The organism is Microbacterium festucae (assembly GCF_025421715.1).
Taxonomy (GTDB): Bacteria; Actinomycetota; Actinomycetes; order Actinomycetales; family Microbacteriaceae; genus Microbacterium; species Microbacterium festucae.
Genome location: NZ_JAOEFC010000002.1, coordinates 770,548 through 796,225 on the forward strand (window position 1 = coordinate 770,548; position 25,678 = coordinate 796,225).

Below are 25,678 nucleotides of genomic sequence, written 5' to 3' on the forward strand. Positions count from 1 at the left end.
GCCGCGCGGCGGGTTCACGGTGGGCACCGCACCATTGTTCCAGGTCCGCCTCCCCGGTCGTGGCCGCCGCCTCTCCCCGGCGGGCGTCACCGTCCGGCGGCGCGCCCCTCGGCATCCCGCACGTCGCCCTCGAGCGTGCGCAACCGTCCGCGCAGCGCCCGCTCGGCGTCCCAGCCCTGCGCCCGGGCGGTGGCCACCAGCGCCAGCAGCGCGTCGCCGAGGTCCTCCTCCGAGGCGAGCTCGCCGGCGGCCGTCGGCGACACCGGCGGAAGGGCGGGCACCTGCGCGGCGCGCGAGAGCAGCTTCTGCGCGAGGGCGAGGGAGGGCATGTGCGGCGAGACGCCGTCGAGCACGCTCGTGCGGGTGCGCTTCTCTGCCGCCTTGGCCGCGTTCCAGTGCACCAGCACCTCGGCGGGCGTGCGGGCGACGGCGCCCGCGAACACGTGCGGATGCCGGCGCACCATCTTCTCGACCAGGGCGGATGCCACGTCGTCGATGTCGAACGGGTCGTCGGGGTCGCCCGCGGCGATCTCGGCGTGGAAGAGCACCTGCCACAGCAGGTCGCCGAGCTCTTCGCGCAGGTCGGCCCGGGAGCCCACCTCGACGGCGTCGATCAGCTCGGCCGACTCCTCCACCAGGTAGGGCACCAGGGCGGCATGGTCGATCTGCTGCGACCACACGCAGCGCTCCCGCACCGCGCGCATCGTCTCGGCCGCCGCGCGCAGCGGATCGGTCAGGTCGGGGTGTTCGCCGCGGTCGTCGCCGCGAGGCGCCGGTGATGCCATGCCCGCCACGATACGAGAATCCCCGACAGCACGAGCGCGACGACCGATCCGGCGAGCACGCCGAGGGTCGCCTGGTCGCGGATGCCGGGCGCGCCGTCGAAGGCGAGCTCGCTGAGCAGCAGCGAGACGGTGAATCCGATGCCCCCCAGCGCCCCGGCGGCGAGCAGGTCGCCGAGCGCCAGCGCGGGGGCGGCGCCGCGCGGACCGACCCGCTGCGAGATCCACCCCGCGACGGTGATGCCGACGATCTTCCCCAGCGGGAGGGCGACCAGCACACCCCAGAACGCGGGCGAGAGTTCGCCGGCGCCCACCTGCGGGATCACCACGAGGGCCGCCGAGAACGCGAACAGCGGCAGCACGAGCCCGTTCACCCACGGTTCCAGCGCGTGTCGGGTGCGCAGGGCCGGGCTCTGCGGCATCACGAGTCCGAGGGCGACACCGGCGATCGTCGCGTGCACCCCCGACTCGTGCACGAAGAACCAGGTGGCGGCGGCCACGACGATCAGCAGGCCCACGACCACGGGGCGGCCCCGCGTGTCGAGCAGGCCGGTGAGGAAACGGAAGACGATGAGGCAGACCAGCGCGACTCCCAGCATCCCCAGTTGCACGTCGTCGGTGAACAGCACCGCGATCAGCACGATGCCCACGATGTCGTCGAGGATCGCCAGCGCGAGCAGGAAGATGCGCAGCCCCGACGGCAGGCCGCGGCCGAAGACGGCCAGCACGCCCAGCGCGAAGGCGATGTCGGTGGCGGTGGGGATGGGCCAGCCCGACGCGGCATCCGACCCGCCGGTGACGACCAGGTACACCGCGATCGGCACGAGCACACCGCCGGCGGCGGCGATCGCCGGCTGCAGGGCCTTGCGCGGCGAGTTCAGTTCGCCGTTGGTGAGCTCGAACTGCAGCTCGACGGCGACGACGAAGAAGAACACCGCCAGCAGGCCGTCCTTGATCCAGTGACCGACCGACAGTTCGATCAGGCCCGGCACGCCCACGACGGTGTGCTGCAGGTCGGCGGCCTGCGGGCCGAGGGCGGAGTTGGCGACGATCAGCCCCGCGGCGGCGGCGGCCAGCAGCACGAAAGCGGGGAAACGGTCGGAGCGGAGCAGCTTCATGTGCGCCTTTCGGGTACACGGCACAGGACTGCCGACCAGACTTCCCGGCTCACCGGGGCTCACCTTACCGCGTGTTACCGCGTGACGAAGCGGTAACAACGGGCCGGTAGCGTGGAGGGATGCGTGAAATGACCCCCACCGAGGCGATCGACCTCGTCGGTCGCGGCGAGGCCGAGCAGGAGCTGCCCGAGCGGATGCGCGCCGATGTGCGCCTGCTCGGCTCGCTGCTGGGCCGCGTGCTGCGCGAGAGCGGCTCCCCCGGCCTGTACGACGACGTCGAGCGGCTGCGCCAGGCCACCATCGCCGCCTACACGTTCGAGTCGGTCGAGGCCTTCGAGCGCGCCGAGCAGATCGCCGAGTCGTTCTCGGTGCAGCGCGCCGACGAGGTCGCCCGCGCCTTCACCGTGTACTTCCACCTCGTGAACCTCGCCGAGGAGTACCAGCGCGTGCGCGTGCTGCGCGAGCGCGACGGGCGCCCCGAGAAGGAGGACGTCACCGATTCGGTGGCCGCCGCCTTCGTGAGCCTGGCCGCCGAGGTGGGAGACGACACCGCCCTGGCGCGCCTGCAGGCGATGCGCTTCCACCCGGTGTTCACCGCCCACCCCACCGAGGCACGGCGCCGGGCCGTGTCATCGAGCATCCGTCGCCTGGCGCGCCTGCTCTCCGAGCACGACGAGGCCCTGCGCGGCGGCGCCGACGAACGCCGCGCCGAGCGCCGCATGATCGAGGAGATCGACACGCTGTGGCGCACCGCGCCGCTGCGCGCCGAGAAGCCCACCCCCGTCGACGAGGTGCGCGCCATCATGGCCGTCTTCGACGAGACGCTCTACACCGCCGTGCCCCACGTGTACCGCCGGGTCGACGACGCACTCCAGGGCCCCGCCGCCGGCGGCCGCGCCCCCGTCGTCAAGCCCTTCGTGCGCCTGGGCACCTGGGTCGGCGGCGACCGCGACGGCAACCCGTTCGTGACCGCGTCGATCACCAAGAAGGCCGCCGCCATCGGCGCCGAGCACATCCTGCTGGGGCTCGAGCACTCGGCCGAGCGCATCGCCCGCGGCCTCACCCTCTCGGGCGAGACCACCCCGCCCAACGAGCACACGCGCGCCCTCATCGTGCGCCTGGCCGCCGCCGACGAGGACGGCGCCGCCGATGCCGCCAAGCGCGCCGCCGGCGAGCCGCACAAGCACGCGCTGCTGCTCATCGCCCGACGCGTCTCGGCGACCCGCAAGCGCGACGCCGACCTGGCCTACCTCGACCCCGAGCATCTGCTGGCCGACCTGCGCACCGTGCAGACCTCGCTGGCCGAGGCCGGCGCCGCGCGCCAGGCCTACGGCCACCTGCAGCAGCTCATCTGGCAGGTCGAGACCTTCGGGTTCCACCTCGCCGAGCTCGAGGTGCGACAGCACTCCGCGGTGCACGCGAAGGTGCTCGACGAGATCGCGTCCGGCGAGCCGCTCAGCACGCAGGCCGAAGAGGTGCTCGAGGTCTTCCGCACCATCGCGCAGATCCAGAAGCGCTACGGCCCGCGCGCCGCGGGGCGCTACATCGTCTCGTTCACGCAGTCGGCCGGCGACCTCGCCGCCGTGCACACCCTCGCCCGGCACGCCGTCGGCGCCGGCGGCACCCTGCCGGTGCTCGACGTCATCCCGCTGTTCGAGACGTTCGCCGACCTGCAGGCGGCCCCGGCGATCATGGCCGAGATCGTCGACCACCCCGCCTTCGCGCAGCGCCTGGCCGAGACCGACCGCCGCCTGGAGGTCATGCTCGGCTACTCCGACTCCTCGAAGGACGTCGGACCGGTCGCCGCCAACCTCGCCCTCTACGAGGCGCAGGCGCTCATCGCCGCCTGGGCGCAGGAGTCGGGCATCGAGCTCACCCTCTTCCACGGCCGCGGCGGCGCCCTCGGGCGCGGCGGCGGACCGGCCAACTCGGCCATCCTCGCCCAGCCGCCGCACTCGGTCGACGGCCGCTTCAAGCTCACCGAGCAGGGCGAGGTGATCTTCGCCCGCTACGGCGATCCCGCCATCGCGATGCGCCACATCGACCAGGTCGCCGCCGCCGTGCTGCTGGCCTCGGCGCCGTCGATCGAGAAGCGCAACCGCGCCGCGGCCGACCGCTACGCCGATGTCGCCGCCACGATGGACTCCGCCAGCCGCGAGCGCTTCTTCTCGCTCGTGAAGGCCCCCGGCTTCGCCGCCTGGTTCGCGACGGTCACCCCGATGGAGGAGATCGGCCTGCTGGCCCTCGGCTCGCGCCCCGCGCGCCGCGGCCTGTCGGTGGAGTCGCTCGAAGACCTCCGCGCCATCCCGTGGGTGTTCGCGTGGTCGCAGGCGCGCATCAACCTCGCCGGCTGGTTCGGACTGGGCAGCGCTCTGGATGCCGTCGGCGACGTCGACCTGCTCCGCAGCGCCTACGAGCAGTGGCCGCTGCTGCGCACCGTGATCGACAACGTCGGCATGAGCCTGGCCAAGGCCGACCCCCGCATCGCACGGCGCTACCTCGACCTGGGCGACCGCGACGACCTGGCCGCGCTCGTCATGGACGAGCTGATGCTCACCCGCGAGTGGGTGGTGCGCATCACCGGCGGCGAGGAGCTGCTGTCCAACAAGCCGGTGCTCCAGCGCGCGGTCAAGATGCGCGACCCGTACGTCGACGCCCTGTCGCTGCTGCAGCTGCGCGCGCTGCGGGCGCTGCGCACCGCCGACGAGGGCGACGACCTCACCGGCTGGCAGCGACTGCTGCTGCTGAGTGTGTCGGGCGTCGCCGCCGGTCTGCAGAACACCGGCTGATCGGCATCCGCTTCGTCCGGCGCGCCCCGTCTCTCGCTGCGAGAGGCGGGGTGCGCCCGTTTCAGTCGACGCGGCGGTCGTGGGCGTGGCGGGCGAGCGAGGCCGTGTAGCGCTCGGTGAGCTGCACCATGAGATCGGGGGTGTCACGGTCGAGGCCGAACACGTATCCCGGGAAGTCGAGCTCCTGCTGCAGCTCCCAGATGCGCTCGTGCCGGTCGGGCGAGAGGATCTCGGCGGGGTCGCCCACCGCGATCCACCCGATCGGCACGACGCTGCCGGCGGGCAGCACGGTGCGCAGGTGCACGACCGCGTTGATGCGCACCTCGCTGCGCTCGCCGATGCGCGCGCCGTTGAAGACACGGGTGCCGGTGGCCAGGAACACCTCGTCGGCGATGACGGCACCGGCCACCGACGTCATCGGCCCGACCAGCACGTGCGAGCCGATGTGCACGGGGTGCACGGAGCTTGCCCGCACGAGCGCGTTCTCCATGACCACGACGTTCTCCCCCAGCGTGATGGGGCCGCCCTCGGCGGTGATGACCGCCCCGTGCAGCACCTGGCAGCCGTCGCCGATCGTGACGTCGCCGGAGATGACGGCGGTGGGGGCGATGACCGCCCCCGGGTGGATGCGGGGCGCTGCCCCGAGATGCTCGAACTGCATGGTGGCCTCCTGCCGCCACAGTAGTTGCGGCCTCCGAGCCGCGTCGAGGGCGGGGGCGCGGTTAGAGTGGGACCCCGTGACTGACGACCGCGCCACGGCCTCCCCCACGAAAGTCTCGACCCTCACCCTGTCGACCTTCGTCGTGGGGTCGATGGTGGGCGCCGGGGTCTTCTCCCTTCCCGGCACGTTCGCCGAACAGACCGGCGTCGCGGGCTCGGCCATCGCGTGGGCCGTGGCCGGCGGCGGGATGCTGATGCTCGCGCTCGTGTTCCATCAGCTGGCCCAGCGCCGCCCGCAGCTGGACGCCGGCGTCTATTCGTATGCGCGCGCCGGCTTCGGCCGTTACCTCGGCTTCCTCTCCGCCTTCGGCTACTGGGCCAGCGCCTGCGCGGGGAACGTCTTCTACTGGGTGTTCATCATGTCGACCCTCGGCGCGGTGATCCCCGGGCTCGGCGAGGGCAACACGCCGCTGGCGGTCGCGCTGTCGTCGGCCGGACTGTGGGTGTTCTTCCTGCTCATCCGCCGCGGCACGCGTGAGGCGGCGGCGGTCAACCGCATCGTCAGCGTCGCCAAGGTGCTGCCGATCGTGGTGTTCATCGCGCTGTGCCTGTTCGCCTTCGACCCGGCCGTGTTCGCCGCGAACCTCTCGGGCGGGGCCGACCTGCCGCTGTTCGACCAGGTGCGCGGCACACTGCTGGTGACCGTGTTCGCCTTCATCGGGGTCGAGGGCGCGAGCGCCTACTCCCGCCACGCGCGCCGTCGCCAGGACGTGGGCCGGGCGACCGTGCTCGGGTTCCTCAGCGTGCTCGCGATCTTCATGTCGGTGACGATCGTGTCGTTCGGCATCCTGCCGCGCGAGCAGATCGCCGCACTGCAGCAGCCGTCGATGGCGGGCGTGCTCGAAGCGGTCGTGGGGCCCTGGGGCGCCGGGTTCATCGGAGCGGCGCTCATCGTGGCGGTGCTGGGCGCCTACCTGTCGTGGACGCTCATGGCCGCCGAGGTGCTGCTGGTCGCCGCCCGCGACGGCGACCTGCCACCGGTGTTCGCCCGCACCAACGCCAAGGACGTGCCGGTGGGCGCCCTCACGATGTCGACGGTGCTCGTGCAGGTGCTGATGATCGTCGTGCTGTTCTCCTCCGACGCGTTCGATGTCGCCCTGAACCTCACCAGCGCCCTGGCCCTCATCCCCTACTTCCTCACCGCCGCCTTCGGGCTGCGGGTCGCCTTCGCCGACCGTCGCGGGCCCGGGACGGTGGGCTTGTGGGTGGTGGCGGCGCTGGCGACGGTGTACACCGCGTTCCTGCTCTACGCCGCGGGCGGGCAGTACGTGCTCATCGCGCTGCTCATCCTCGTGCCCGGGACGATCCTGTTCGCCCTCGCCCGTCGGCGGCAGGGTCAGCGGGTGTTCACCCCGTGGGAGTGGGTGGTGTTCGCGCTCGCCTTCGCCGGCGCCGTGGTGGCGATCGTGTTCATCGCCACCGGCGTCATCACCGTCTGAGCTCAGCCCTTCGCCACGGCATCCGTCGCGGCGGCACCCTTCTCGGCATCCTTCTCGGCATCCGGGGCGACCGGCAGCGGGAAGATCTGGTCGAGCAGCTGCGCCGTCCACGTCATGAGGTCGCCGTCGGTGAGCGGCTCGCCGCCGGCGGTCGGCAGCGGCACGATCATCGCGTCGCCCCCGGCGAGAACCTTCGCCTTGGGGTGCAGGCGCTGCAGGCGCACCCGCAGCGAGTCGGGCAGCTTCGCCGGCGCGATGCGCAGGTTCGGGCCCATCGCGACGACATCCGACAGCTGCGAGCGGGCGGCACGGCGGCGCAGGCGCGCAATGGCGAACAGCCCATCGACCTCGCGCGGCGGCTCGCCGTAGCGGTCGCGCAGCTCGTCGACGACGAGATCGATGGCGTCGTCCTTCGCGGTGGCCGAGGCGGCCGCCGAGAGCTTCTGGTAGGCCTCCAGGCGCAGCCGCTCGCTGTCGATGTACGACTCGGGGATGCGGGCGTCGACGGGCAGCTCCAGCCGCAGTTCGGTGGCGCCCTCGACGTCATCGCCGCGGAAGGTCGCCACAGCCTCGCCGATCATGCGCAGGTACAGGTCGAAGCCGACCCCGGCGATGTGTCCGGCCTGCTCGGCGCCCAGCAGGTTGCCGGCGCCGCGCAGCTCGAGGTCTTTCAGCGCCACCTGCATGCCCGAACCGAGGTCGTTGTTGACGGCGATGGTCTCGAGGCGGTCGGCGGCCGTCTCGCTCAGCGGCTTCATCTCGTCGTAGAGGAAGTAGGCGTAGGCGCGCTCACGGCCGCGGCCGACGCGTCCGCGCAGCTGGTGCAGCTGGCTGAGCCCGTACTTGTCGGCACGGTCGATGAGGATCGTGTTGGCGTTGGAGATGTCGAGGCCGGTCTCGATGATGGTCGTCGACACGAGCACGTCGGCGCGGCGCTCCCAGAAGTCGTCGACGACCTGCTCGAGCGCGTGCTCGCCCATCTGGCCGTGCGCGACGACGATGCGCGCTTCGGGCACGAGCTCGGCCAGCTGGGCGGCGACCCGCTGGATCGACTGCACCCGGTTGTGCACGTAGAAGACCTGGCCCTCGCGCAGCAGCTCACGGCGGATGGCGGCGGCGATCTGCTTGTCGTTGCGCGGACCGACGTACGACAGGATCGGGTGGCGGTCTTCCGGAGGGGTCTGCAGGGTCGACATCTCGCGGATGCCGGTGACCGCCATCTCCAGCGTGCGCGGGATGGGCGTCGCGCTCATCGCCAGGATGTCGACGTTGGTCTTGAGCTTCTTCAGGGCGTCCTTGTGCTCGACGCCGAAGCGCTGCTCCTCGTCGATAATCATCAGACCGAGGTCTTTGAACAGCACCTTCTCGGTGAGGATGCGGTGGGTGCCGATGACCATGTCGACGGTGCCGTCGGTGATGCCGGCGAGCGTGTCGCGGGCCTCTTTGTCGCTCTGGAAGCGCGACAGCGGGCGCACCTTCACGGGGAAGCCGGCGAAGCGCTCCTGGAAGGTCTCGAGGTGCTGCTTGACGAGCAGCGTCGTCGGCACGAGCATCGCGACCTGCTTGCCGTCCTGGATCGCCTTGAAGGCGGCGCGCACGGCCACCTCGGTCTTGCCGAAGCCGACGTCGCCCGACAGCAGGCGGTCCATCGGGATCGGACGCTCCATGTCGGCCTTGATCTCGTCGATCGTCTGCAGCTGGTCGACGGTCTCGGCGAACGGGAACGCCTCCTCCAGCTCACGCTGCCAGGGCGTGTCGGGCCCGAACGCGTGGCCCTTGGCCGCCATGCGCGCCGAGTAGAGCTTCACGAGCTCGACGGCGATGTCGCGCACGGCCTTGCGGGCCCGGCCCTTCGCCGCGGCCCAGTCGCTGCCGCCCATCTTCGACAGGACTGGGGCTTCGCCGCCGACGTACTTCGAGAGCAGGTCGAGCTGGTCGGTGGGCACGTACAGCTTGTCGCCGGGGTGCCCGCGCTTGGACGGCGCGTATTCGAGCACGAGGTATTCGCGCGTGCTCTTGACCGCCTTGCGGCCGCCCGATGAGACCTCGCGCTGCACCAGCTCGACGAACCGCCCGATGCCGTGGGTGGAGTGCACGACGTGGTCGCCGGCCTTCAGCTGCAGCGGGTCGACGACGTTGCGGCGCCGCGAGGCGAGCTTCTTGACGATGCGGGAGTCGGCGCCGATGGTGCGCCCGTAGAACTCGCTCTCGGTGAAGACGGCCAGGCGGGCCTCGGCCGACTGGAAGCCGGCCTCGAGGCGGGCGAGCACGGCGATGGCCACCCCCGGCTCAGGGGGCCCCGACAGCTGGGAGTCGGTGCGCGCGGCGATGCCGCGGTCGGCCAGCACGTCGCGCGCGCGGTCGACGAGTCCGGTGCCGGAGGCGGCGATGACCACCCGCCAGCCGTCGGCGACGAGGGCGCCGATGTGGGCCGTGGCCCCGTCGACGTTGCCCTGGAACGAGGGCACCGCGGTGCCCGGCATCCGCACGATGCCGCTGAGGTCGGCGACCGGGACGAGGCCTTCGGCTTCGGCGTCGGCGGCGCCGGAGTCGAAGCCGCTGAGCGTCCACCACACGCCGCCGCGCTCGTGCACGGCCTCGCGCAGCTGCGGCAGGGTGAGGAAGTCGCCCGCGCCGAGATCGACAGGGCTCGCGGCGCCGGCCGTGGCGGCGTTCCACGCCGCCTCGAGGAACTCGCGGTTGGTCTCGCCCAGGGTCAGCGCGCGGGTCACCGAGCGCTCGGGGTCGACGACGGCGGTCGCGGTGCCGGCGGGCAGATAGTCCACGAGCGGCACGACCGAGGTGAGGGCCGGCAGCAGCGACTCCATGCCCTCGACGGGGATGCCCTGACTCATCTTCTCGAGCATGCCGACCAGGCCCGGGTAGCTCTCGTGCAGCCCCGCGGCGCGCTCGCGCACATCGGGGGTGAGAAGCAGCTCGCGGGCGGGGATGAGGGTGGTCGTTCCCACCTCGCCCGGCAGCGACCGCTGGTCGGCGACCGAGAACGCGCGGATCTGGTCGATCTCATCGCCGAAGAACTCGACGCGCACCGGGTGGTCGGCCGTCGGCGGGAAGACGTCGAGGATGCCGCCGCGCACCGCGAACTCGCCGCGTCGCGACACCATGTCGACACGGTGGTAGGCCAGTTCGATCAGGCGTCGCACGACCGCGTCGAGCTCCTGGCCGCGCGCACCGACCGTGAGCTCGATGGCGCCGGCATCCGTCAGGCCGTCGGCGACGGGCTGCAGCGCGCTGCGCACCGAGGCGGTGACCACGAGCGGCACGGTGCCGTCCCACGCGGCGATGGTGCGCAGCACCTCGAGGCGGCGCCCGACGGTCTCGGCGGAGGGGCTCAACCGCTCGTGCGGAAGCGTCTCCCACGCGGGGAAATGCAGCACGCGCACCCCGGGCAGCAGGCTCTCGAGGGCGGCCCCGAGCGCTTCGGCCCGGCGGCCGATGGGCGCGATGGCCAGCAGCGCGGCGGGGCGCCCCGCGGCGCGACGCCGCTCGAGCAAGCCCGCCAGCAGCGGCGCATCGAGGCCCGCGACGGCGGAGAAGTCGGCATCTGCGACGGCGGAATCCAGCGCCGCCGCCACCTCATCGGCCTGTTCGAGGGCGCGCACGATCCCGGAAACTGTCACCCGACAAGCCTAGGCCCGGCCAGGGACATCGGCGGCTCGGTGGTGTGGGGGGGGTGCGGGGTGGCGGGTGCGGCCGGGGCCGGTTCGAGGCGCGATCTAGGATGGCGGCATGACCGACCCGCAGCAGCCGCCCCTCCCCGACGAAACCCGCGCGGGTGCGGGTGCGGGTGCGGGTTCGGGTTCGGCGGGTGCGGGTTCGGGTTCGGCGGGTGCGGGTTCGGGTTCGGCGGGTGCGGGTGCGGGTGTTCCGGCGCCCGGGACTGCGGCATCCGGACCTCTGGCGCCCGGGACTGCGGCATCCGGACCTGCGGCGCCGGGGTTCACCGCCCCGGCATCCGGGTTCACCGCCCCGGCCGGCTACGCTCCCCCGCCGGGAGTGCTGCCCGCCGCCGGATTCGGCCGCCCGCCCGTCGCCGCGCGCACGCGCACGCTCGGAGTGGTCGCCCTGGTGCTCGCCGTGGTCGCCACGGTCGGCGCGACGATCGTCGGCGCGATCGCCGGGTTCCAGATCCGCGCGGGCGCCGATCTCGACCCGCTGATGAACGGATCGGCGGATCTCGCCGCCCTCAGCCCGGTGCGCGCGTGGGTGCTCACCGGCGAACTCGCCTTCTGGATCGGCACCGCCCTCGGCGTGCTCGGCCTCGTCCTCGGCGTCATCGCCATCGCCACGCGCCGCGGCATCGGATGGGGCATCGGCGCCGTCGTCGCCGCCGCCCTCGGCCCCGTGCTGTTCTTCGCCCTGCTCACCGTCGCCCTGTCCGCCGCGGCATAGCGCGACGCCGCGGGGCCATCGGCGCCGGGGCGTCGATGGACGGCATCCGCCCGCTGTTGCCGGGCATGTGACCACGGCATCCGCCCGCTGTTGCCGGGGATGTGCCCACGGCATCCGCCCGCCCCATGTCCCGCTTTTGGTGGGTCCCCGCGGTCTGCACCCGCCATTCGTGGGACGCGCCGCGAAGCAAGGTCCCGCAAACAGCGGCTACCGGGTCTCCCAGCCACCATTCGCGGAACAAGTCCCGAAGGCAGGTCCCGCGAACTGCGGATCCCGAGATCCACACCCACCATTCGCGGGACGCGCCCCCAAGACAGGTCCCGCAAACTGCGGATGCCGAGTGCTGTCTATGTGCCGCGTGATCTGCGGGTTCCCCAGCCTCACCCGCAGACCGCGGGACGCGCGCCACGGGCAGGTCACGCAAACTGCGGATGCCGGGGCTTCGACCCGCCATTACGGGGACACGACCCGCCGCCCTGTCCCACTACCTGCGGGTCACCGGTCTCCGCACCCACAGATTGCGGGACATGCCCGCGTGTGGAGGCCACCAGCGGCGCATGCGGCGTCGTGAGCAGAGCATCCTCCCGATCGAGTACCCGGGCTCTCACCCGCCAGCCCCGGGACGCCCACCACGGTCCGGTCCCGCATTCTGCGGGTTCAGCCCTCGCAACCCGCCGATCCAGGGACATGCCCCTTGCACGCGTCCCGCAAACCGCGGATGCCGGGGCTCCTACCCGCCAGACCCGGGACGCGCCCCAGGGTGAGGTCCCGCAAACTGCGGGTGCCAGCCCGCGTACCCGCCAGCTGCGGGACACCCCGCCAGCCCGCGTCCCGCACACTGCGGCCCCGGGCGAAGCCCCCTCACGCCCGCGGGGCGTGGTGCTTCTGCTGGGCGGCGAGGAGGCCCTCGCCGACGAGGAGCTCGACGGCGTCGGCGGCGTCGCCGATGAGGAGCGGGAGCTGGGTGCGCTCGGTGGCGCCGAAGGGGTCGAGCACCCAGTCGGCGGGGTCCTGCCGTCCGGGCGGGCGGCCGATGCCGACGCGCACGCGCGGGAAGTCGGCGGTGCCGAGCGCCTTGGCGATATCGCGCACGCCGTTGTGACCGCCGTGACCGCCGCCGGTCTTGAGCTTGATCGTGTCGAACGGGATGTCGAGCTCGTCGTGCACGACGACCACGCGCTCGGCGGGGATGTCGTAGAACTTCGCGAGCCCGGCGACCGGACCGCCCGAGACGTTCATGAACGAGTTGGGCTTGGCGAGCACCAGCTTCGGCCCGCCGGGGCGCAGCCAGCTCTCGGCGACGCGGGCGTTGGCCTTGTGCGCGCGCAGCGTCTCGCGTCGACGGGCGGCGAGCTCGTCGACGACCATCTGCCCGATGTTGTGCCGGGTCGCCTCGTAGCGCGGCCCCGGGTTGCCGAGCCCGATGACGAGCCACGTGTCTGCCATGGGATTCCCTTCCCCAACCGAACAGAGCCCGCCACCGCGATGATCGGCGGTGACGGGCTCCGGATGTGCCGGTGAGTGTTACTCGGCGGCCTCTTCGGACTGCTCCTCGGCGACGGCCTCGTCGGCCTCTTCGATGGCGTCGGCCTCGGCGGCGCTGGAGGGCACCGCGATGGCGACGATCAGCGTCTCGGGGTCGGCGATGAGCGACGCGCCCTTGGGGAGCTTGAGGTCGGCGGCGGTGACGTGCGTGCCGTCCTCGAGGCCCTCGACGTCGACCTCGACGTTCTGGGGGATGTGGGTGGCCTCGACCTCGAGCGCGACCGAGGTGGCGTCGAGGTTCGCGATGGTGCCGGGGGCGGGCTCGCCGACGACGACGACGGGCACGTCGACCTGGATCTTCTCGCCCTTCTTCACCACGAGCAGGTCGATGTGCTCGATGATCTGGTGCACCGGGTCCTTCTGGACGTCCTTGACCAGCGTCAGCTGCTGCTTGCCGGCGACCTCGAGCTCGAGCACCGCGTTGGCGCGGCGGATGAGAAGCGAAACCTGGTGGCCCGGCAGCGCGACGTGCACCGGGTCGGTGCCGTGGCCGTAGATGACGGCGGGGATCTGGCCGGCGGCGCGCAGGCGGCGGGCGTAGCCCTTGCCGAAGTTCTCGCGGACCTCGGCGGTGACCTTGGTGTCGGTCTCGGTCGACATGATGATTCTCCTTCGGGCACGGTGGCCCTTGATGTGGGGTCTGTGGATTCGACTCGAACGCACGCGCGTGAGGAGGCCACGTGAACGGAGCCACAAGGCGATCACCGCGTCGATCACGGATGCCGCCGGAGCACATCCCTCGCCGAAGTCGTCCTCAGTCTACCAGCGCCGCCGCTACGATGAGGACGAAGCCCCACCCGCACGGAGGAGACCCATGGACTACGGCTGGATGTCGCACGCGCTGCTGTGGCTGATCGGACTCATGTCGGCCTGCGCCGCCCTCGGTGCGGTCGGCGCGCTCGTCGCGCTGGGACGCTCGAACTACCGCCGCGATTGACCGGCTTCCCGCGGCTGCAACAGGGCCGCGATGCGCGAGACGACCGACTCCAGGTCGGCGTCGTTGGCCACGCGCACGCCCACCTCGTCGGTGGCCAGCGGCTCCAGCAGCGACAGCTGTGAGGACAGCAGGCTGGGCGGCATGAAGTGCTCGCGCCGTCGCATCCGGGTGCGCAGCTGCGCTTCGGCGACGACCAGCTCGACGAAGATGACGCCTCCCACCCCGGCGCGGATGCTGTCGCGGTAGCGCCGACGCAGCGCCGAGCACGCCACGACCATCGAGGTCTCGCGGGCGAGGGTGGCGGCCACGGCGGCCAGCCACGGCGCACGGTCGTCGTCGGTGAGCGGCGTGCCGGCCGACATCTTGGCGACGTTGGCGCGCGGATGCAGGTCGTCGCCGTCGACGAACGGCGACCGCAGCCGGGCGGCGAGGGCGGCCCCCACCAGAGACTTCCCCGATCCACTGGGCCCCATGACGACGATGCGCATGACGGCATCCTGCCACGGCGCACCCGTCACACCCCGACACGCACGCCGGGCCGCCGCTAGGCTGGAGGCGACCCCATCGCAGACAGTCCAGGAGTTCTTTCATGCCCGAATCCGGATCCGTGCAGCCCACCGCGAACATCGGCGTCGTCGGATTGGCGGTGATGGGCTCGAACCTGGCCCGCAACCTCGCCAGCCGCGAAGGGAACACGGTCGCGGTGTTCAACCGCAGCCGTTCCAAGACCGACGAACTCGTCGCCACGCACCCCGAGGCCGAGTTCGTGCCGGCGTTCTCGTACGAGGAGTTCGCCGCGTCGCTGCAGACCCCCCGCACGGCGATCATCATGGTCAAGGCCGGATTCCCCACGGATGCCGTCATCGACGAGCTCATGAACGTGTTCGAGCCCGGTGACATCATCATCGACGGCGGCAACAGCCTGTTCACCGACACGATCCGCCGCGAGAAGGCCGTGCGCGAGCGCGGCTTCAACTTCGTCGGCATGGGCGTCTCGGGTGGCGAGGAGGGCGCACTGCTCGGCCCGTCGCTGATGCCCGGCGGCCCCGACGAGGCGTGGGTCACCCTCGGTCCGATCCTGAAGTCGATCGCCGCGGTCGCCGAGGGCGAGCCCTGCGTCACCCACATCGGGCACGACGGCGCCGGCCACTTCGTGAAGATGGTGCACAACGGCATCGAGTACGCCGACATGCAGCTCATCGCCGAGGCCTACGACCTCATCCGTCGCGGCACGGGCAAGTCCCCCGCCGAGATCGCCGACATCTTCGCCGAGTGGAACCGCGGCGAGCTGGAGAGCTACCTGATCGAGATCACCGCAGAGGTGCTGCGTCAGACGGATGCCGACACCGGCAAGCCGCTGGTCGACGTCATCCTCGACTCGGCCGGCGCCAAGGGCACCGGCGCGTGGACGGTGCAGACCGCCCTCGACCTGGGTGTGCCCGTGTCGGGCATCGCCGAAGCCACCTTCGCGCGGTCGCTGTCGAGCCACCGCGAGCAGCGCGCCGTGTCGGGCGCCCTCCCCGGCCCGTCCGACGACAGCTTCACCGTCGACGACGCCGACGCGTTCATCGAGCAGGTGCGCCTGGCGCTGTACGCGTCGAAGATCGTCGCCTACTCGCAGGGCTTCGACGAGATCCGCGCCGGTGCCGCCCAGTACGGCTGGAACATCGACCTGGGCGCCGTGTCGAAGATCTGGCGCGGCGGCTGCATCATCCGTGCCCAGTTCCTCAACCGCATCGCCGACGCCTACGCCGCCGAGCCCGAGCTGCCGGTGCTGCTGACCGCGCCGTACTTCGTCGAGGCGCTCGGCCGGGCGCAGGACTCGTGGCGCCAGATCGTGCAGACCTCTGCCGGTGCCGGCATCCCCGCCCCCGCCTTCAGCTCGTCGCTGGCCTACTACGACGGTCTGCGTGCCGAACGTCTGCCGGCCGCGCTCATCCAGGGGCAGCGCGACTTCTTCGGTGCGCACACCTACAAGCGCATCGACAAGGACGGCACCTTCCACACGCTGTGGTCGGGCGACCGCACCGAGATCGAGGCCGAAGACACGCATTGAGCGCATCCGGTCCACCGATCCGTGGCCGCGCCGGGCGCCTCGCGCTCGCCGCGGCCACGGTCGTCTATCTGGTGCTGCTGGCCTCGCAGACCCTCGGCCCGCAGCCCGAGGCCGCCGGCGGCGTGCTGAGCGCCCTGACCGCCCTGATGGCCACGTCCTCGGTGACGGCGTGGATCACCTACCCGGTGCTCGAGTTCGTCGCGAACATCGTGCTGTTCGTGCCGCTGGGCGTGCTGTGGGTGGGGTGGGCGGGGCGGCGCCGCTGGTGGTGGGCCGCCGCGGCCGGACTGCTCGTGAGCGCCGCCATCGAGGCCACGCAGGGCCTTCTCCTGCCCGACCGGTTCGCCGACGTGCGCGACCTCGTCTCCAACACGCTGGGCGCACTGCTGGGCGCGGCCGCTGTCGCTGCGGTCACGCGCCCTCGCCTGCGACGCTGACAGCCGCGCGCGCCGACCCCGGCGGGGAGGTCGACGCGCGCGGAGCGGTCAGCGGGTGATGTCGCGGATGCTGCCCCGGTCCAGGCGCAGGCGCCGACGCGCCCGCCGGGCGACGGCGGAGTCGTGGGTGACCACCACGAGGGTGAGTCCCTCCGCGCCCAGCTGCTCGAGCACCCCGAGGATCTCGTCGCGCATGTGCTCGTCGAGGTTCCCGGTGGGCTCGTCGGCCAGCAGCACGCGGGGCCGCTTGGCGATCGCGCGGGCGATCGCCACCCGCTGCTGCTGACCGCCCGACAGCTCGCCCGGCCGGTGGTCGGCGCGGTCGGCGAGCCCCACCCGCTCCAGCGCGTCCCGCACCCGCTCGGCGCGCTCGGTCGCTTCCAGGCCCGCCGGCTCGAGTCCCATGTCGACGTTCTCGGCGGCGGTGAGCGTGGGGATCAGGTTGAACCCCTGGAACACGAACCCGATCTCGGTGGCCCGCACCCGCTCGAGCTGGCCGGCCGACGCGGTCGCCAGGTCGGTGTCGCCGATGACGACGTGCCCGGCGGTGGGGCGCTCGAGCGCGCCGAGCAGCTGCAGCAGCGTCGACTTGCCGCCGCCGGTCGGCCCCTGGATCGTGACGAAATCGCCCTGGGCGATCTCGACGTCGATGCCGGTGAGCGCCTTCACGATGCGCCCCTTCTGCTGATAGGTCTTCACCACCCCCGTGAGCCGGTAGGCGGCGGGGGCGGGCGCCGCAACGGCATCCGCGGTGGCGGGGTCGACGACGGTCACGGGGTTCTCCTTCGGGGTGCGGCGTGGGGTCGGTGCCGGGGTAGAGGTAGAGGTAGAGGTAGAGGTAGAGGTCGAGGTCGGGTCGGGGGTGGGGATGCCGCCGCTCATGCGACCGCTCGCAGGGCCTCGGCGGGGCTGAGGCGCGACGCGCGCCAGCCTCCGAACGCGCCCGCGACCAGTCCGGCGGCGACGGCGAGCACGAGCGCGACGACGATGATCCACAGCGACAGCGGCGCCTGCAGCACGATGTCGGCCGCGGTCTGCCCGATCGCGCCGAAGCCGCCACCGCCCGGGCCGCCCTGTCCCCCGGGCCCGCCCTGGCCGACCTGGTCGGTCATCGCTGCGGCCGGCGCGGACGAGATCGTCGGGGCGACGAGGTTGATCACCCCCACGGCGATCACGCCGACGATCACGCCGAGCACGCCGCCGATGAGCGCCTGCACGACCGACTCGCCGGCGACCTGACCGACCACCCGGCGGTTCGACCAGCCGATGGCCTTCAGCGTTCCCAGCTCGCGGGTGCGGCGCGAGATGCCCGAGATGGTGAACAGCACCGCGAGGGCCACGGCCACGGCCAGCACCAGCACCGACAGCCAGGTGCCGAGGCTCGTGATGAGCGAGCCCGCGCTGGCGAGCGACCCCGACACGGTCGCGGCGAGGTCGGACTGCGAGCTCACGGTCGCCTCGGGAAGGGCCGCCTCGAGATCGTCCTGCACGGCGGCGATGGCATCCGACGACGACGCCTGCACGTACACGGTCGACACCACGTCGCCGGCGCCGGAGATGTCTTGGGCGACGTCGAGCGGGAGGTACACGTTGGCTGCGGTGTCGGCATCCGACGAGGTGGACGCGACGATGCCGATGACCTCGACGTCCTCGCCGCCGACGTCGATCGTGTCACCGACGGCGACCTCGGCGCCGGCCGCATACGAGGCGTCGAGAACGGCGACGAAGGCGCCCGCGTCGCTCGCCTGCAGCGCACGGCCGTCGGTCACCTCGACCGCCGACAGGGGCCCGACCGCGCTCTCAGCGGGATCGACGCCGAGCACCGTGAACGAGTCGACGTCGAACGAGCCGCCGCCGAAGCCCTGCCCGCCGCCGTCCGGCGGGGTGCCGGGCATGGCTCCCTCGCCCTCGGTGGTGGTGCCGTCGGTGGTGCCGGTGTCGTCGGGGCGCTGGGGCAGCTCGCCGTCGAAGGTGGTGTTGGTGAGGGCCAGCGCACCGGATGCCGCCGCAACGCCGTCGACGCCGGTCACGGTGTCGACGGTCGAGGCCTCGAGCGTGCCGCGCCGGACGTCGGTCATCAGCCGGGACTGGCTGATCGTGGTGGTGCCGTCGTCGGAGGTCTCGCCGCCGTCCTGGTCGAACTCGAACTGCGGTCCCCCGCCCTGCCCGGGCTCGGCCTGCGCACCCGTCACGGTGAGGTCGGTGCCGACGCCGTACACGGACGCCAGCGCCTCGGACTGCGCGTCGCGCACCCCCGCCGACAGTGCGTTGACGACGATGACGAGCGCGATCGCGATGGCGAGCCCCGCCGCGACGATCACCGTCTGCTTCTTGCGCCCCGACAGCTCTCGGCGCAGATATGTCCAGTACATGGGTTCGTGGGTCTCCTTCTCGGGCGCATCCGGCGCCGCATCGAGAGGGACGCTACGAAGCGATCCGATGCGGGAGCGAAGACCCGGTTGTGCGCCGGTTATGAGACGGGCCGGCGGGGCGGCGGCGCAGCGATCGGCCGGTGGTCGGGGCGGTTCACAGGCGCGCGCCGCCTTCCCCATAGGCGACGCATAGGAAACTGCGCAGAATAGGAACCATGGCCAGCCCCGCTCCCCTGCATCGCCCCGACGGCACCCCCCTCCGCGTCCTCGTGGTGGACGACGAGCAGATGCTCACCGACCTGCTGTCGATGGCGCTGCGCATGGAGGGCTGGGAGGTGCGCACCGCGGGGTCGGGCTTCGAAGCGCTCAGCGTCACGCGCGACTTCGACCCCGACGCGCTCGTGCTCGACATCATGATGCCCGACCTCGACGGGATGGCCGTGCTGCAGCGGCTGCGCCAGACCGGCAACGACGTGCCGGTGCTCTTCCTCACCGCGAAGGATGCCGTCGCCGACCGCGTTGCCGGACTCACTGCCGGGGGCGACGACTACGTCACCAAGCCGTTCAGCCTCGAAGAGGTCGTCGCGCGACTGCGGGGACTCATGCGGCGCGCGGGCACGGCGACCGCCGGCGGCGCCGACCCCATTCTGCGGGTGGGCGAGCTGACCCTCAACGAGGACTCCCACGAGGTGGAGCGCGCCGGCGACGAGATCGAGCTCACGGCCACCGAGTTCGAGCTGCTGCGCTTCCTCATGCGCAACCAGCGGCGCGTGGTCTCGAAGGCGCAGATCCTCGACCGCGTCTGGAACTACGACTTCGGCGGGCGCTCGAGCGTCGTGGAGCTCTACATCTCCTACCTGCGCAAGAAGATCGATGCCGGCCGCGACCCGCTCATCCACACCGTGCGGGGCGTCGGCTACATGATCAAAGCGCCGCAGTGATGGCGGGCACCGCCATCTCTCCCCCGCGCCGCGGGCACCGCTGGAGCCTGCAGACCCGGCTGATGACCGCGATCATCGGCATGGTCGCGCTCATCCTGGCGGGCGCCGCCTTCGCCACGAGCGCCATCCTCGGCGGCATCCTGCAGCAAGACCTCGACAACTCGGTGCGCGAGTCGACCTCGCAGGCCGCCAAAGAGCTCACCGACCCGTTCCCGCCGTCGCCGGTCACGCCCTCGGCGACCCAGGTGCTCAACCTCACCCGCACCGAGCCGGGCTTCCTCTTCGTCTTCCGCGGCGACCAGGGACTCGACGGCGCCTACGTCGACGCGCAGGGCTCGGTGCACGCCCTCACCGACGACCAGCTCGACCAGCTCGGCGCGCTCACGACCCAGCAGCCGTTCCTCACCGTGCCGATCGAGGGACTGGGCACCTACCGCCTGGGCATCGGCACGATGAGCAACGGCGCACCCGTCGCCGGCGGCCTGCCCCTCACCCAGGTCAACGCGACGATCACCCAGATCATCTCGACGACGCTGATGGTCACCCTCGTGGGCCTCGTCGCCCTCGCCGGGGCCATCGCGCTCATCGTGCGCCGCTCGCTGCGGCCGCTGCGCGCCGTCGCCGACACCGCGACGCGCGTGGCATCCCTCCCCCTGTCCGAGGGCGAGGTCTCCATCACCGAGCGGGTGCCCGACGACGACACCGACGAGCACACCGAGATCGGCCGGGTCGGGCTCGCTCTGAACACCCTGCTCGACCACGTCGACACGTCGCTGAGCGAACGTCAGCGCAACGAGGAGCGCATGCGCGCGTTCGTCGCCGACGCCAGCCACGAGCTGCGCACCCCGCTCGCCTCGATCCGCGGGTATTCCGAGCTGTCGCTGCGCGGCATCCACCAGCAGCGCGAGCGGGAGGGCGTCGACGCGCCCGCCGACCTGCTCACCCAGACCACCGAAGCCTCGCTGGAGCGCATCCAGGCGCAGTCGCTGCGGATGACGCGGCTCGTCGAAGACCTGCTGCTGCTGGCGCGCCTCGACGAGGGCACCGAGCTCGTCTACGGCGCCGTCGACCTCACCCGCATCGCCGTCGACGCCGTCGCCGACGCGCAGGCCCTCGGCACCGACCACGCCTGGACGCTCGACGTGGGCGATGACCCCGTCATCGTCGCCGGCGACGCGGGACGCCTGCAGCAGGTCGCGGTGAACCTGCTCGCCAACGCGCGCGTGCACACCCCCGCGGGCACCCACGTGACCGCCACCGTGACCACCGAAGACGGCACCGCCGTGCTGCGCGTGCACGACGACGGCCCGGGCATCGATCCGGCGGTCACCGACGTGCTGTTCGAACGCTTCGCGCGCGCCGACGCCTCGCGCGCCCGCAAGACCGGCGGCACCGGCCTCGGCCTGTCGATCGTGAAGGCCATCGTCACCGCGCACCACGGCACCATCGAGGTCGACAGCGCCCCCGGGTCCACCACCTTCACCGTGCGCCTCCCCGCCCGCCCCGCCGCCCCTGGCGAGTGAGGTGGGGTGGGGTGTTGTGCCCCTGTCTCCCGCTGGGCATTCGGGGTCTCGAGCGACCACCTCACCCGGGCTGAGCCGGTCGGTGGCGACCCCGAGCTGCGGCGGGGCATCGACGCCGCGGGCTTCCTCACCAGCCGCGCCGGAAGGGACGGCATCCACAGATCGGGTGAGGTGATCGCCGCGGGCGCGCGGGGGCGCGCACGATGAGCGGATGCCGACGCCACCGCATCCCCTCGCACCGGGGTTGGGCGACGCATTCACCGTCGCGCAGGCGCTCGCCGTAGGCCACACCGCGAGCCGGCTGCGGGCGCGCGATCTCGACAAGCCGTACCGCGGCGCGCGGCGCGTCGTCACCCCGCCCGCCCCGGCCGCGCCCCATGACGCCCCGCTCGCGCGCGACCGCGCCGAACGCGAGCGGGTGGTGCGCGCGGCGCGCGCCTATCGACCGGTCATGCCGCCGGGCGCCGTCTTCGTCGGGCGCACGGCGGCGGTGCTGTGGGGCCTGCCGTGTGCGCACGGCGACGAGCTGCACGTGGGGGTGTTCGCGCCCCGGCACGGGGTGCGGCGTCCCGGCATCCGGGGCGTCAAGCTCTCGCCGCGCCTCGTGGGCACGTGCACGCTCGAGCGGATGCCGGTGGCCGACCCGGCATCGACCTGGGCGATGCTGGGAGCCGAGCTGTCGGTGCGCCAGCTCATCGTGCTGGGCGACGCCGTCGTGCGCATCCCGCGCGACCAGCGGGGCCACCCGCAGCCCGCGCAGCAGTTGTGCACCGTCGCGGGGCTGCGCGCGGCGGCCGAGGCCCCGCGGCGCCGGCACCGCGACCGGCTCAGCACCGCACTGGACGGCATCCGCGTCGGGGCGATGTCGCCGCTGGAGACCGACTTCCGCCTCGTCACCGTCGCCGCGGGGCTGCCGGAGCCCGATCTCGACGTCGAGATCCGCGACGAGCGGGGCTACCTCATCGGCATCGCGGATGCCGTCTACCCTCGCGAGCGCGTGATCGTCGAGGTCGAGGGCGACCACCATCGCGTGAGCCGCACGCAGTGGCAGCGCGACATCGAGAAGCACGCGGCCTACGGCGCCGCGGGCTGGCGGGTGGTGCGCCTGACCTCCGCGCACATCAGCGGACCGCATCCGCTCGCCCCCGCCCTCCTGCGCGCCGCCCTCGGCGCCTGATCCAGCCCTGGTTCGGGGTCGCATGCGACCACCTCACGCGCCCCGGGCCCGTCGCACGGGACCCCGAATCACTTGGGGGTGGGCAGGGAGGGACCTGGCCCACACGATTCGGGGTCGCATCAGACCACCTCACGCGCGCCGGGCCCGTCGCACGGGACCCCGATTCGCGCGGTAGTGCTCAGGACCACCTGCCTCGCACGATTCGGGGTCGCATCAGACCACCTCACGCGGCCCGGGCCCGTCGCACGCGACCCCGAATCACTCAGTAGGGCGCGGGGAGCCCTGGCCCAGGCCATTCGGGGTCGCATCAGACCACCTCACGAGGCCCGAGCTCGTCGCACGGGACCCCGAATCACTTAGTGGGGCGCGGGGAGCCCCCGGCCCACGCGGATCGGGGTCGCATCAGACCACCTCACGCCCCCGGAGCCCGTCGCACGGGACCCCGAATCGCCGGGCCCCACGCCGCTCAGTAGCCCGAGAAGGCGTCGGTGGTGAGCGAGCGGGCCTTCTCGAGGGCGGGGGCGAGGTCGGCGATGAGTCCGGGCGGGCCCGAGATGTAGGCGTGCCGCGAGGCGATGTCGGGCACGACCTGCAGCAGGCCCTCGGCGTCCAGCCGCACGCCCTGGGCCCACTGCCATCCGCGGGGCAGGGCGGCGGGAGCGTTGCGGGTGAAGACGATGACCGGGATGCCGGCGGCTTCGAGGTCGTCGCGGAAGGCGAGCTCCTCGGCGTCTCCCGCGACGTAGATGAAGACCACGTCGCGCTCCTGCCCGGCCAGGCGCAGGTGCCGCAGCTGCGAGACGAACGGCGTCACGCCGATGCCGGCGGCGACCATGAGCACGGGGGCGCCCGGCGAGGCGGGGAGCACGAAGTCGCCCCATACTCCCGTCACCGACAGCCGCTGGCCGGGCTCGACCAGCGCGAGCGCCTTCTTGTAGCTGGACTGCGACCCCTCGCGCAGCGCGATCTTCACGACCGGCAGCTCTTCGGGGGCCGACACGATGCTGAACTCGCGGCGGGTGCCGCGGGCGTCGGGGTGCGGGTGGGGCACCTCGAGCTCGAGGTACTGACCGGCCGTGAAGCGGAAGCCGCGCTCGGCGCGGAAGACGAGCTCGCGCACCGTCGGGGTGAGCACCAGCCGGTCGTCGAAGCGCAGGCGCACGGCGGTGCGCACGGTGAACGCGAAGGCGACGAGGTTGCCGATCAGCAGGGCGCGCTCCTGGCCGAGGCTGACCGCACCCAGGTCGATCGGCCAGCCGGCGAGCACGCCGACGACCGCGGCGACCGTGAACTGCTGCCACCGGCGGGGCGGCAGGGTCAGCGGCTCCGAGAGCATGAAGGCGCCGAGGAACAGGAACGGCGACGACCACAGGATCTGCCAGAACACCATGCCCGAGTCCAGCTCGATGCCGGCCCCCTGCGCCTGCACCGAGGTGCGCACGAACGACACGGCCACGGCGATCACGAGGAACACCGCGATCACCCGCACCTTCTCGGTGCGCATCAGCACGATCAGGCCGGTGATGATCACCGGTGCCGCCAGCGCGGGCGCGCCCACCCACCAGGCCGAGTAGCCGAGGTCGGGCAGCCAGATGCCGAGGATCGTCACGGCGGCGGCGCCCACGGCGGCGGGGTTGAAGATGTGACGCCCCTGCCAGGCGAGCAGATACTTCGACGCCGAGGCGATCACCCCGCCCAGCGCCGCACCCAGCAGACCGCCGAGCTCGACGGTGGGGCGCAGCACGAACAGCAGGATCAGCACCGTGATGAGGCTCGACTCCCAGCGCCACTGCCGACCCAGGATGCGGTGGGCGACGGCATCCGTCGCCGCACACGCGGCTGCGAGCACCGCCCCCGTGGCGATGATTTCGAGCGGCGTCGGCGTCACGAGGCCCGCCAGCGACAGCAGCAGCGCCACCACCGCCAGCGCGGCCAGCGCGAACACCACGAGCCGGTACATCGAGAAGCGGCCGAGCACCGCATAGACGCGGTTCCACACCGCAGTGAGAGCAGTCATCACCCCTCCACGCTAGTTGCGCACGAACAGGTCGGCGTCGCACCCGGGCGACCAGTCGACGCGGCCGTCGGTGGTCATGCGCACCCACGCGACGTTCCAGCGGGCCGCCAGCTCGGGGCCGCCGTCGAAGAAGAGCGCGGTGGCCACGGCATCCGCGGTCATCGCATCGGCCGCACGTGCCCACGTCGCCGCGATGGTGCGCACCGGCTCGCCCGTGCGCGCATCGAGCACGTGGTGCAGCCCGTCGCCCCAGGCCCGGCGGTCGATCGCCGACGCGCACAGGGCGCCGCCGGCGACCTCCCACACCCCGATGGCGCGGGCGTGGTCGAACGGATGCTGCAGCGCGATGCGCTCCGCCGCATCAGGCTCCGCACCCCCGCGCACGGCGATGTCGCCACCGGCATCCACGACGATCCCGCCGGGGACGGCGGCGGCGAGCACCGCGAGCACGCGGTCGACGAGGCGTCCCTTGCCGAGCGCGCCGACGTCGATGACGGCCGGGGCTGACAGGGCGAGCCCGTCGTCCCAGGTGAGCAGCTGCCGCCAACGCTCAGGAGCGGGCTCGGCGCCGCGGTCGACGAGGCTGTAGCCGGCGTCGTAGCCGCGACGGGCGAGCGCTGCCCCGACGAGCGGGTTGACGGCGCCCGCGGTGCCCTCGGACAGGGCGACGTACGCCTCGAGCATCGGCTCGGCGTCAGGCGGCAGCGGCGCGCGGCCGCCGCCCGCCAGGGCCGACACGACCGAGTCGGACCGGAAGCGCGACCAGGTCGCGTCGAACGCGTCGATCTCGGCGGTGACGGCAGCGACGACGCCGGCGGGAAGCGGCGCGGATGTCTGCACCTGCCACCGGGTGCCGATCGCGTCGAACTCCCAGCGGGCGCTCACCTCAGGCGGCCGCCTCGGACTTGATCTCGTCGAGCGCGGCGTTGAAGCCGCCGCTGGTCAGCGACGAGCCGGCCACGCGCGAGACCGAGATGTCGTCGAGGTTCTTGCCCACGACCTCGTCGGAGATGCCGCCGATGAACTGGCTCTGGTACTGCTCCGACTCGCGCTTGGTGGGGTCGCCGGTCACCTCGACGTCGGTGACGACGTCACCGGCGAGGGTGATGGTCACGCTGATCGTCTCGACCGATTCGGGGGTCTGGTACGAGCCCTCGGCGGTGTAGGTGCCGTCGGTGTAGGCGCCGCCGGTGGTGCCGGCTTCGGCTGACCCGGTCGACGGGGTCTCGGCGGCGGGGGTCTCGGCGAGGGTGGTGTCGGCGGGTGCGGCGGTGCCTCCGGCGGCGCAGCCGGCGAAGGCGGCGATGCCGATTACGGATGCCGCGGCGACGCCGGCGCGGACGGGACGGGGTACGGCGTGGGTGCGGATCATGACGGTCCTCCTGTTGTCGTGCCCACCCGGAGCGGGGGCT

Annotated in this window: 21 protein-coding genes; 9 read left to right on the forward strand and 12 right to left on the reverse strand. The window is 72.6% G+C overall.

Annotated elements, in window-relative coordinates:
* Positions 1–86: 86 nt before the first annotated feature.
* Positions 87–785 carry a MazG nucleotide pyrophosphohydrolase domain-containing protein gene (locus tag N3K63_RS09800; protein WP_261579956.1) on the reverse strand — a complete coding sequence of 233 codons (699 nt, stop codon included), beginning with the start codon at positions 783–785 and terminating at the stop codon, positions 87–89.
* The gene (gene nhaA, locus N3K63_RS09805) at positions 734–1,900 is read right to left on the reverse strand and encodes a Na+/H+ antiporter NhaA (protein ID WP_261579957.1); all 1,167 of its coding nucleotides are present in this window, start codon (positions 1,898–1,900) and stop codon (positions 734–736) included. The genes N3K63_RS09800 and nhaA overlap by 52 nt, the downstream gene beginning before the upstream one ends.
* Positions 1,901–2,019: 119 nt before the next feature.
* On the opposite strand from nhaA, the gene N3K63_RS09810 reads away from it, so the two are divergent.
* Positions 2,020–4,689 (forward strand): phosphoenolpyruvate carboxylase, encoded by a 2,670-nt coding sequence (locus tag N3K63_RS09810; RefSeq protein ID WP_261579958.1) that lies wholly within the window; start codon positions 2,020–2,022, stop codon positions 4,687–4,689.
* A gap of 61 nt (positions 4,690–4,750) precedes the next feature.
* Here N3K63_RS09810 and N3K63_RS09815 read toward each other — a convergent pair whose 3' ends face one another.
* Positions 4,751–5,350, reverse strand: a complete 600-nt coding sequence (locus N3K63_RS09815) for a gamma carbonic anhydrase family protein (protein ID WP_261579959.1) — start codon at positions 5,348–5,350, stop codon at positions 4,751–4,753.
* 76 nt (positions 5,351–5,426) lie between these two features.
* On the opposite strand from N3K63_RS09815, the gene N3K63_RS09820 reads away from it, so the two are divergent.
* Positions 5,427–6,848, forward strand: a complete 1,422-nt coding sequence (locus tag N3K63_RS09820) for a basic amino acid/polyamine antiporter (protein ID WP_261579960.1) — start codon at positions 5,427–5,429, stop codon at positions 6,846–6,848.
* Positions 6,849–6,850: 2 nt separating this feature from the next.
* Here the strand turns inward: N3K63_RS09820 and mfd are convergent, their stop codons facing one another.
* Entirely contained in the window at positions 6,851–10,489 is a 3,639-nt protein-coding gene (mfd, locus tag N3K63_RS09825; protein ID WP_261579961.1) for a transcription-repair coupling factor, read from the reverse strand.
* 109 nt (positions 10,490–10,598) lie between these two features.
* On the opposite strand from mfd, the gene N3K63_RS09830 reads away from it, so the two are divergent.
* On the forward strand, positions 10,599–11,261 hold the full coding sequence (locus N3K63_RS09830; protein ID WP_261579962.1) for a hypothetical protein: 663 nt from the start codon (positions 10,599–10,601) through the stop codon (positions 11,259–11,261).
* A gap of 861 nt (positions 11,262–12,122) precedes the next feature.
* Here N3K63_RS09830 and pth read toward each other — a convergent pair.
* Both pth and N3K63_RS09840 read right to left on the reverse strand, forming a co-directional pair.
* Positions 12,123–12,707 (reverse strand): aminoacyl-tRNA hydrolase, encoded by a 585-nt coding sequence (pth, locus tag N3K63_RS09835; RefSeq protein WP_261579963.1) that lies wholly within the window; start codon positions 12,705–12,707, stop codon positions 12,123–12,125.
* 78 nt (positions 12,708–12,785) lie between these two features.
* Complete coding sequence (locus tag N3K63_RS09840) at positions 12,786–13,406, reverse strand: 50S ribosomal protein L25/general stress protein Ctc (protein WP_261579964.1); 621 nt, start codon at positions 13,404–13,406, stop codon at positions 12,786–12,788.
* Positions 13,407–13,620: 214 nt separating this feature from the next.
* On the opposite strand from N3K63_RS09840, the gene N3K63_RS09845 reads away from it, so the two are divergent.
* Entirely contained in the window at positions 13,621–13,743 is a 123-nt protein-coding gene (locus N3K63_RS09845) for a hypothetical protein (RefSeq protein ID WP_261579965.1), read from the forward strand.
* Here N3K63_RS09845 and N3K63_RS09850 read toward each other — a convergent pair.
* Entirely contained in the window at positions 13,728–14,231 is a 504-nt protein-coding gene (locus N3K63_RS09850) for a gluconokinase (RefSeq protein ID WP_261579966.1), read from the reverse strand. The two genes, N3K63_RS09845 and N3K63_RS09850, sit on opposite strands and share 16 nt — an antisense overlap.
* Before the next feature lie 101 nt (positions 14,232–14,332).
* Between N3K63_RS09850 and gndA the strand changes: the two genes are divergently transcribed.
* Positions 14,333–15,799 (forward strand): NADP-dependent phosphogluconate dehydrogenase, encoded by a 1,467-nt coding sequence (gene gndA, locus N3K63_RS09855; protein WP_261579967.1) that lies wholly within the window; start codon positions 14,333–14,335, stop codon positions 15,797–15,799.
* A complete protein-coding gene (locus N3K63_RS09860; RefSeq protein ID WP_261579968.1) occupies positions 15,796–16,236 on the forward strand; it encodes a VanZ family protein in 441 nt (146 codons plus the stop codon). Before gndA ends, N3K63_RS09860 begins: the two co-directional genes overlap by 4 nt.
* A gap of 48 nt (positions 16,237–16,284) precedes the next feature.
* Here N3K63_RS09860 and N3K63_RS09865 read toward each other — a convergent pair whose 3' ends face one another.
* Entirely contained in the window at positions 16,285–17,010 is a 726-nt protein-coding gene (locus tag N3K63_RS09865; RefSeq protein WP_261579969.1) for an ABC transporter ATP-binding protein, read from the reverse strand.
* Positions 17,011–17,114: 104 nt separating this feature from the next.
* Positions 17,115–18,608 (reverse strand): ABC transporter permease, encoded by a 1,494-nt coding sequence (locus N3K63_RS09870; protein WP_261579970.1) that lies wholly within the window; start codon positions 18,606–18,608, stop codon positions 17,115–17,117.
* 215 nt (positions 18,609–18,823) lie between these two features.
* Here N3K63_RS09870 and N3K63_RS09875 point away from each other — a divergent pair, with 215 nt between their 5' ends.
* The 3 genes from N3K63_RS09875 (at position 18,824) to N3K63_RS09885 (ending at position 22,249) form a co-directional block, all read left to right on the forward strand.
* Positions 18,824–19,549, forward strand: coding sequence for a response regulator transcription factor (locus N3K63_RS09875; protein ID WP_261579971.1), 726 nt, complete (start codon positions 18,824–18,826; stop codon positions 19,547–19,549).
* Positions 19,549–21,072, forward strand: a complete 1,524-nt coding sequence (locus N3K63_RS09880) for a sensor histidine kinase (protein WP_261579972.1) — start codon at positions 19,549–19,551, stop codon at positions 21,070–21,072. The genes N3K63_RS09875 and N3K63_RS09880 overlap by 1 nt, the downstream gene beginning before the upstream one ends.
* A 211-nt stretch (positions 21,073–21,283) precedes the next feature.
* A complete protein-coding gene (locus N3K63_RS09885) occupies positions 21,284–22,249 on the forward strand; it encodes an endonuclease domain-containing protein (RefSeq protein ID WP_261579973.1) in 966 nt (321 codons plus the stop codon).
* 466 nt (positions 22,250–22,715) lie between these two features.
* Here the strand turns inward: N3K63_RS09885 and N3K63_RS09890 are convergent, their stop codons facing one another.
* From N3K63_RS09890 to N3K63_RS09900, 3 genes are read right to left on the reverse strand one after another with little or no spacing between them, the layout of a single operon-like run.
* Complete coding sequence (locus N3K63_RS09890) at positions 22,716–24,266, reverse strand: FAD-dependent oxidoreductase (RefSeq protein WP_261579974.1); 1,551 nt, start codon at positions 24,264–24,266, stop codon at positions 22,716–22,718.
* 12 nt (positions 24,267–24,278) lie between these two features.
* Positions 24,279–25,151, reverse strand: coding sequence for an FAD:protein FMN transferase (locus N3K63_RS09895; RefSeq protein WP_261579975.1), 873 nt, complete (start codon positions 25,149–25,151; stop codon positions 24,279–24,281).
* A gap of 1 nt (position 25,152) precedes the next feature.
* Positions 25,153–25,638: an FMN-binding protein gene (locus tag N3K63_RS09900; RefSeq protein WP_261579976.1), complete on the reverse strand. Its 486-nt coding sequence runs from the start codon at positions 25,636–25,638 to the stop codon at positions 25,153–25,155.
* Between the last annotated feature and the right edge of the window lie 40 nt (positions 25,639–25,678).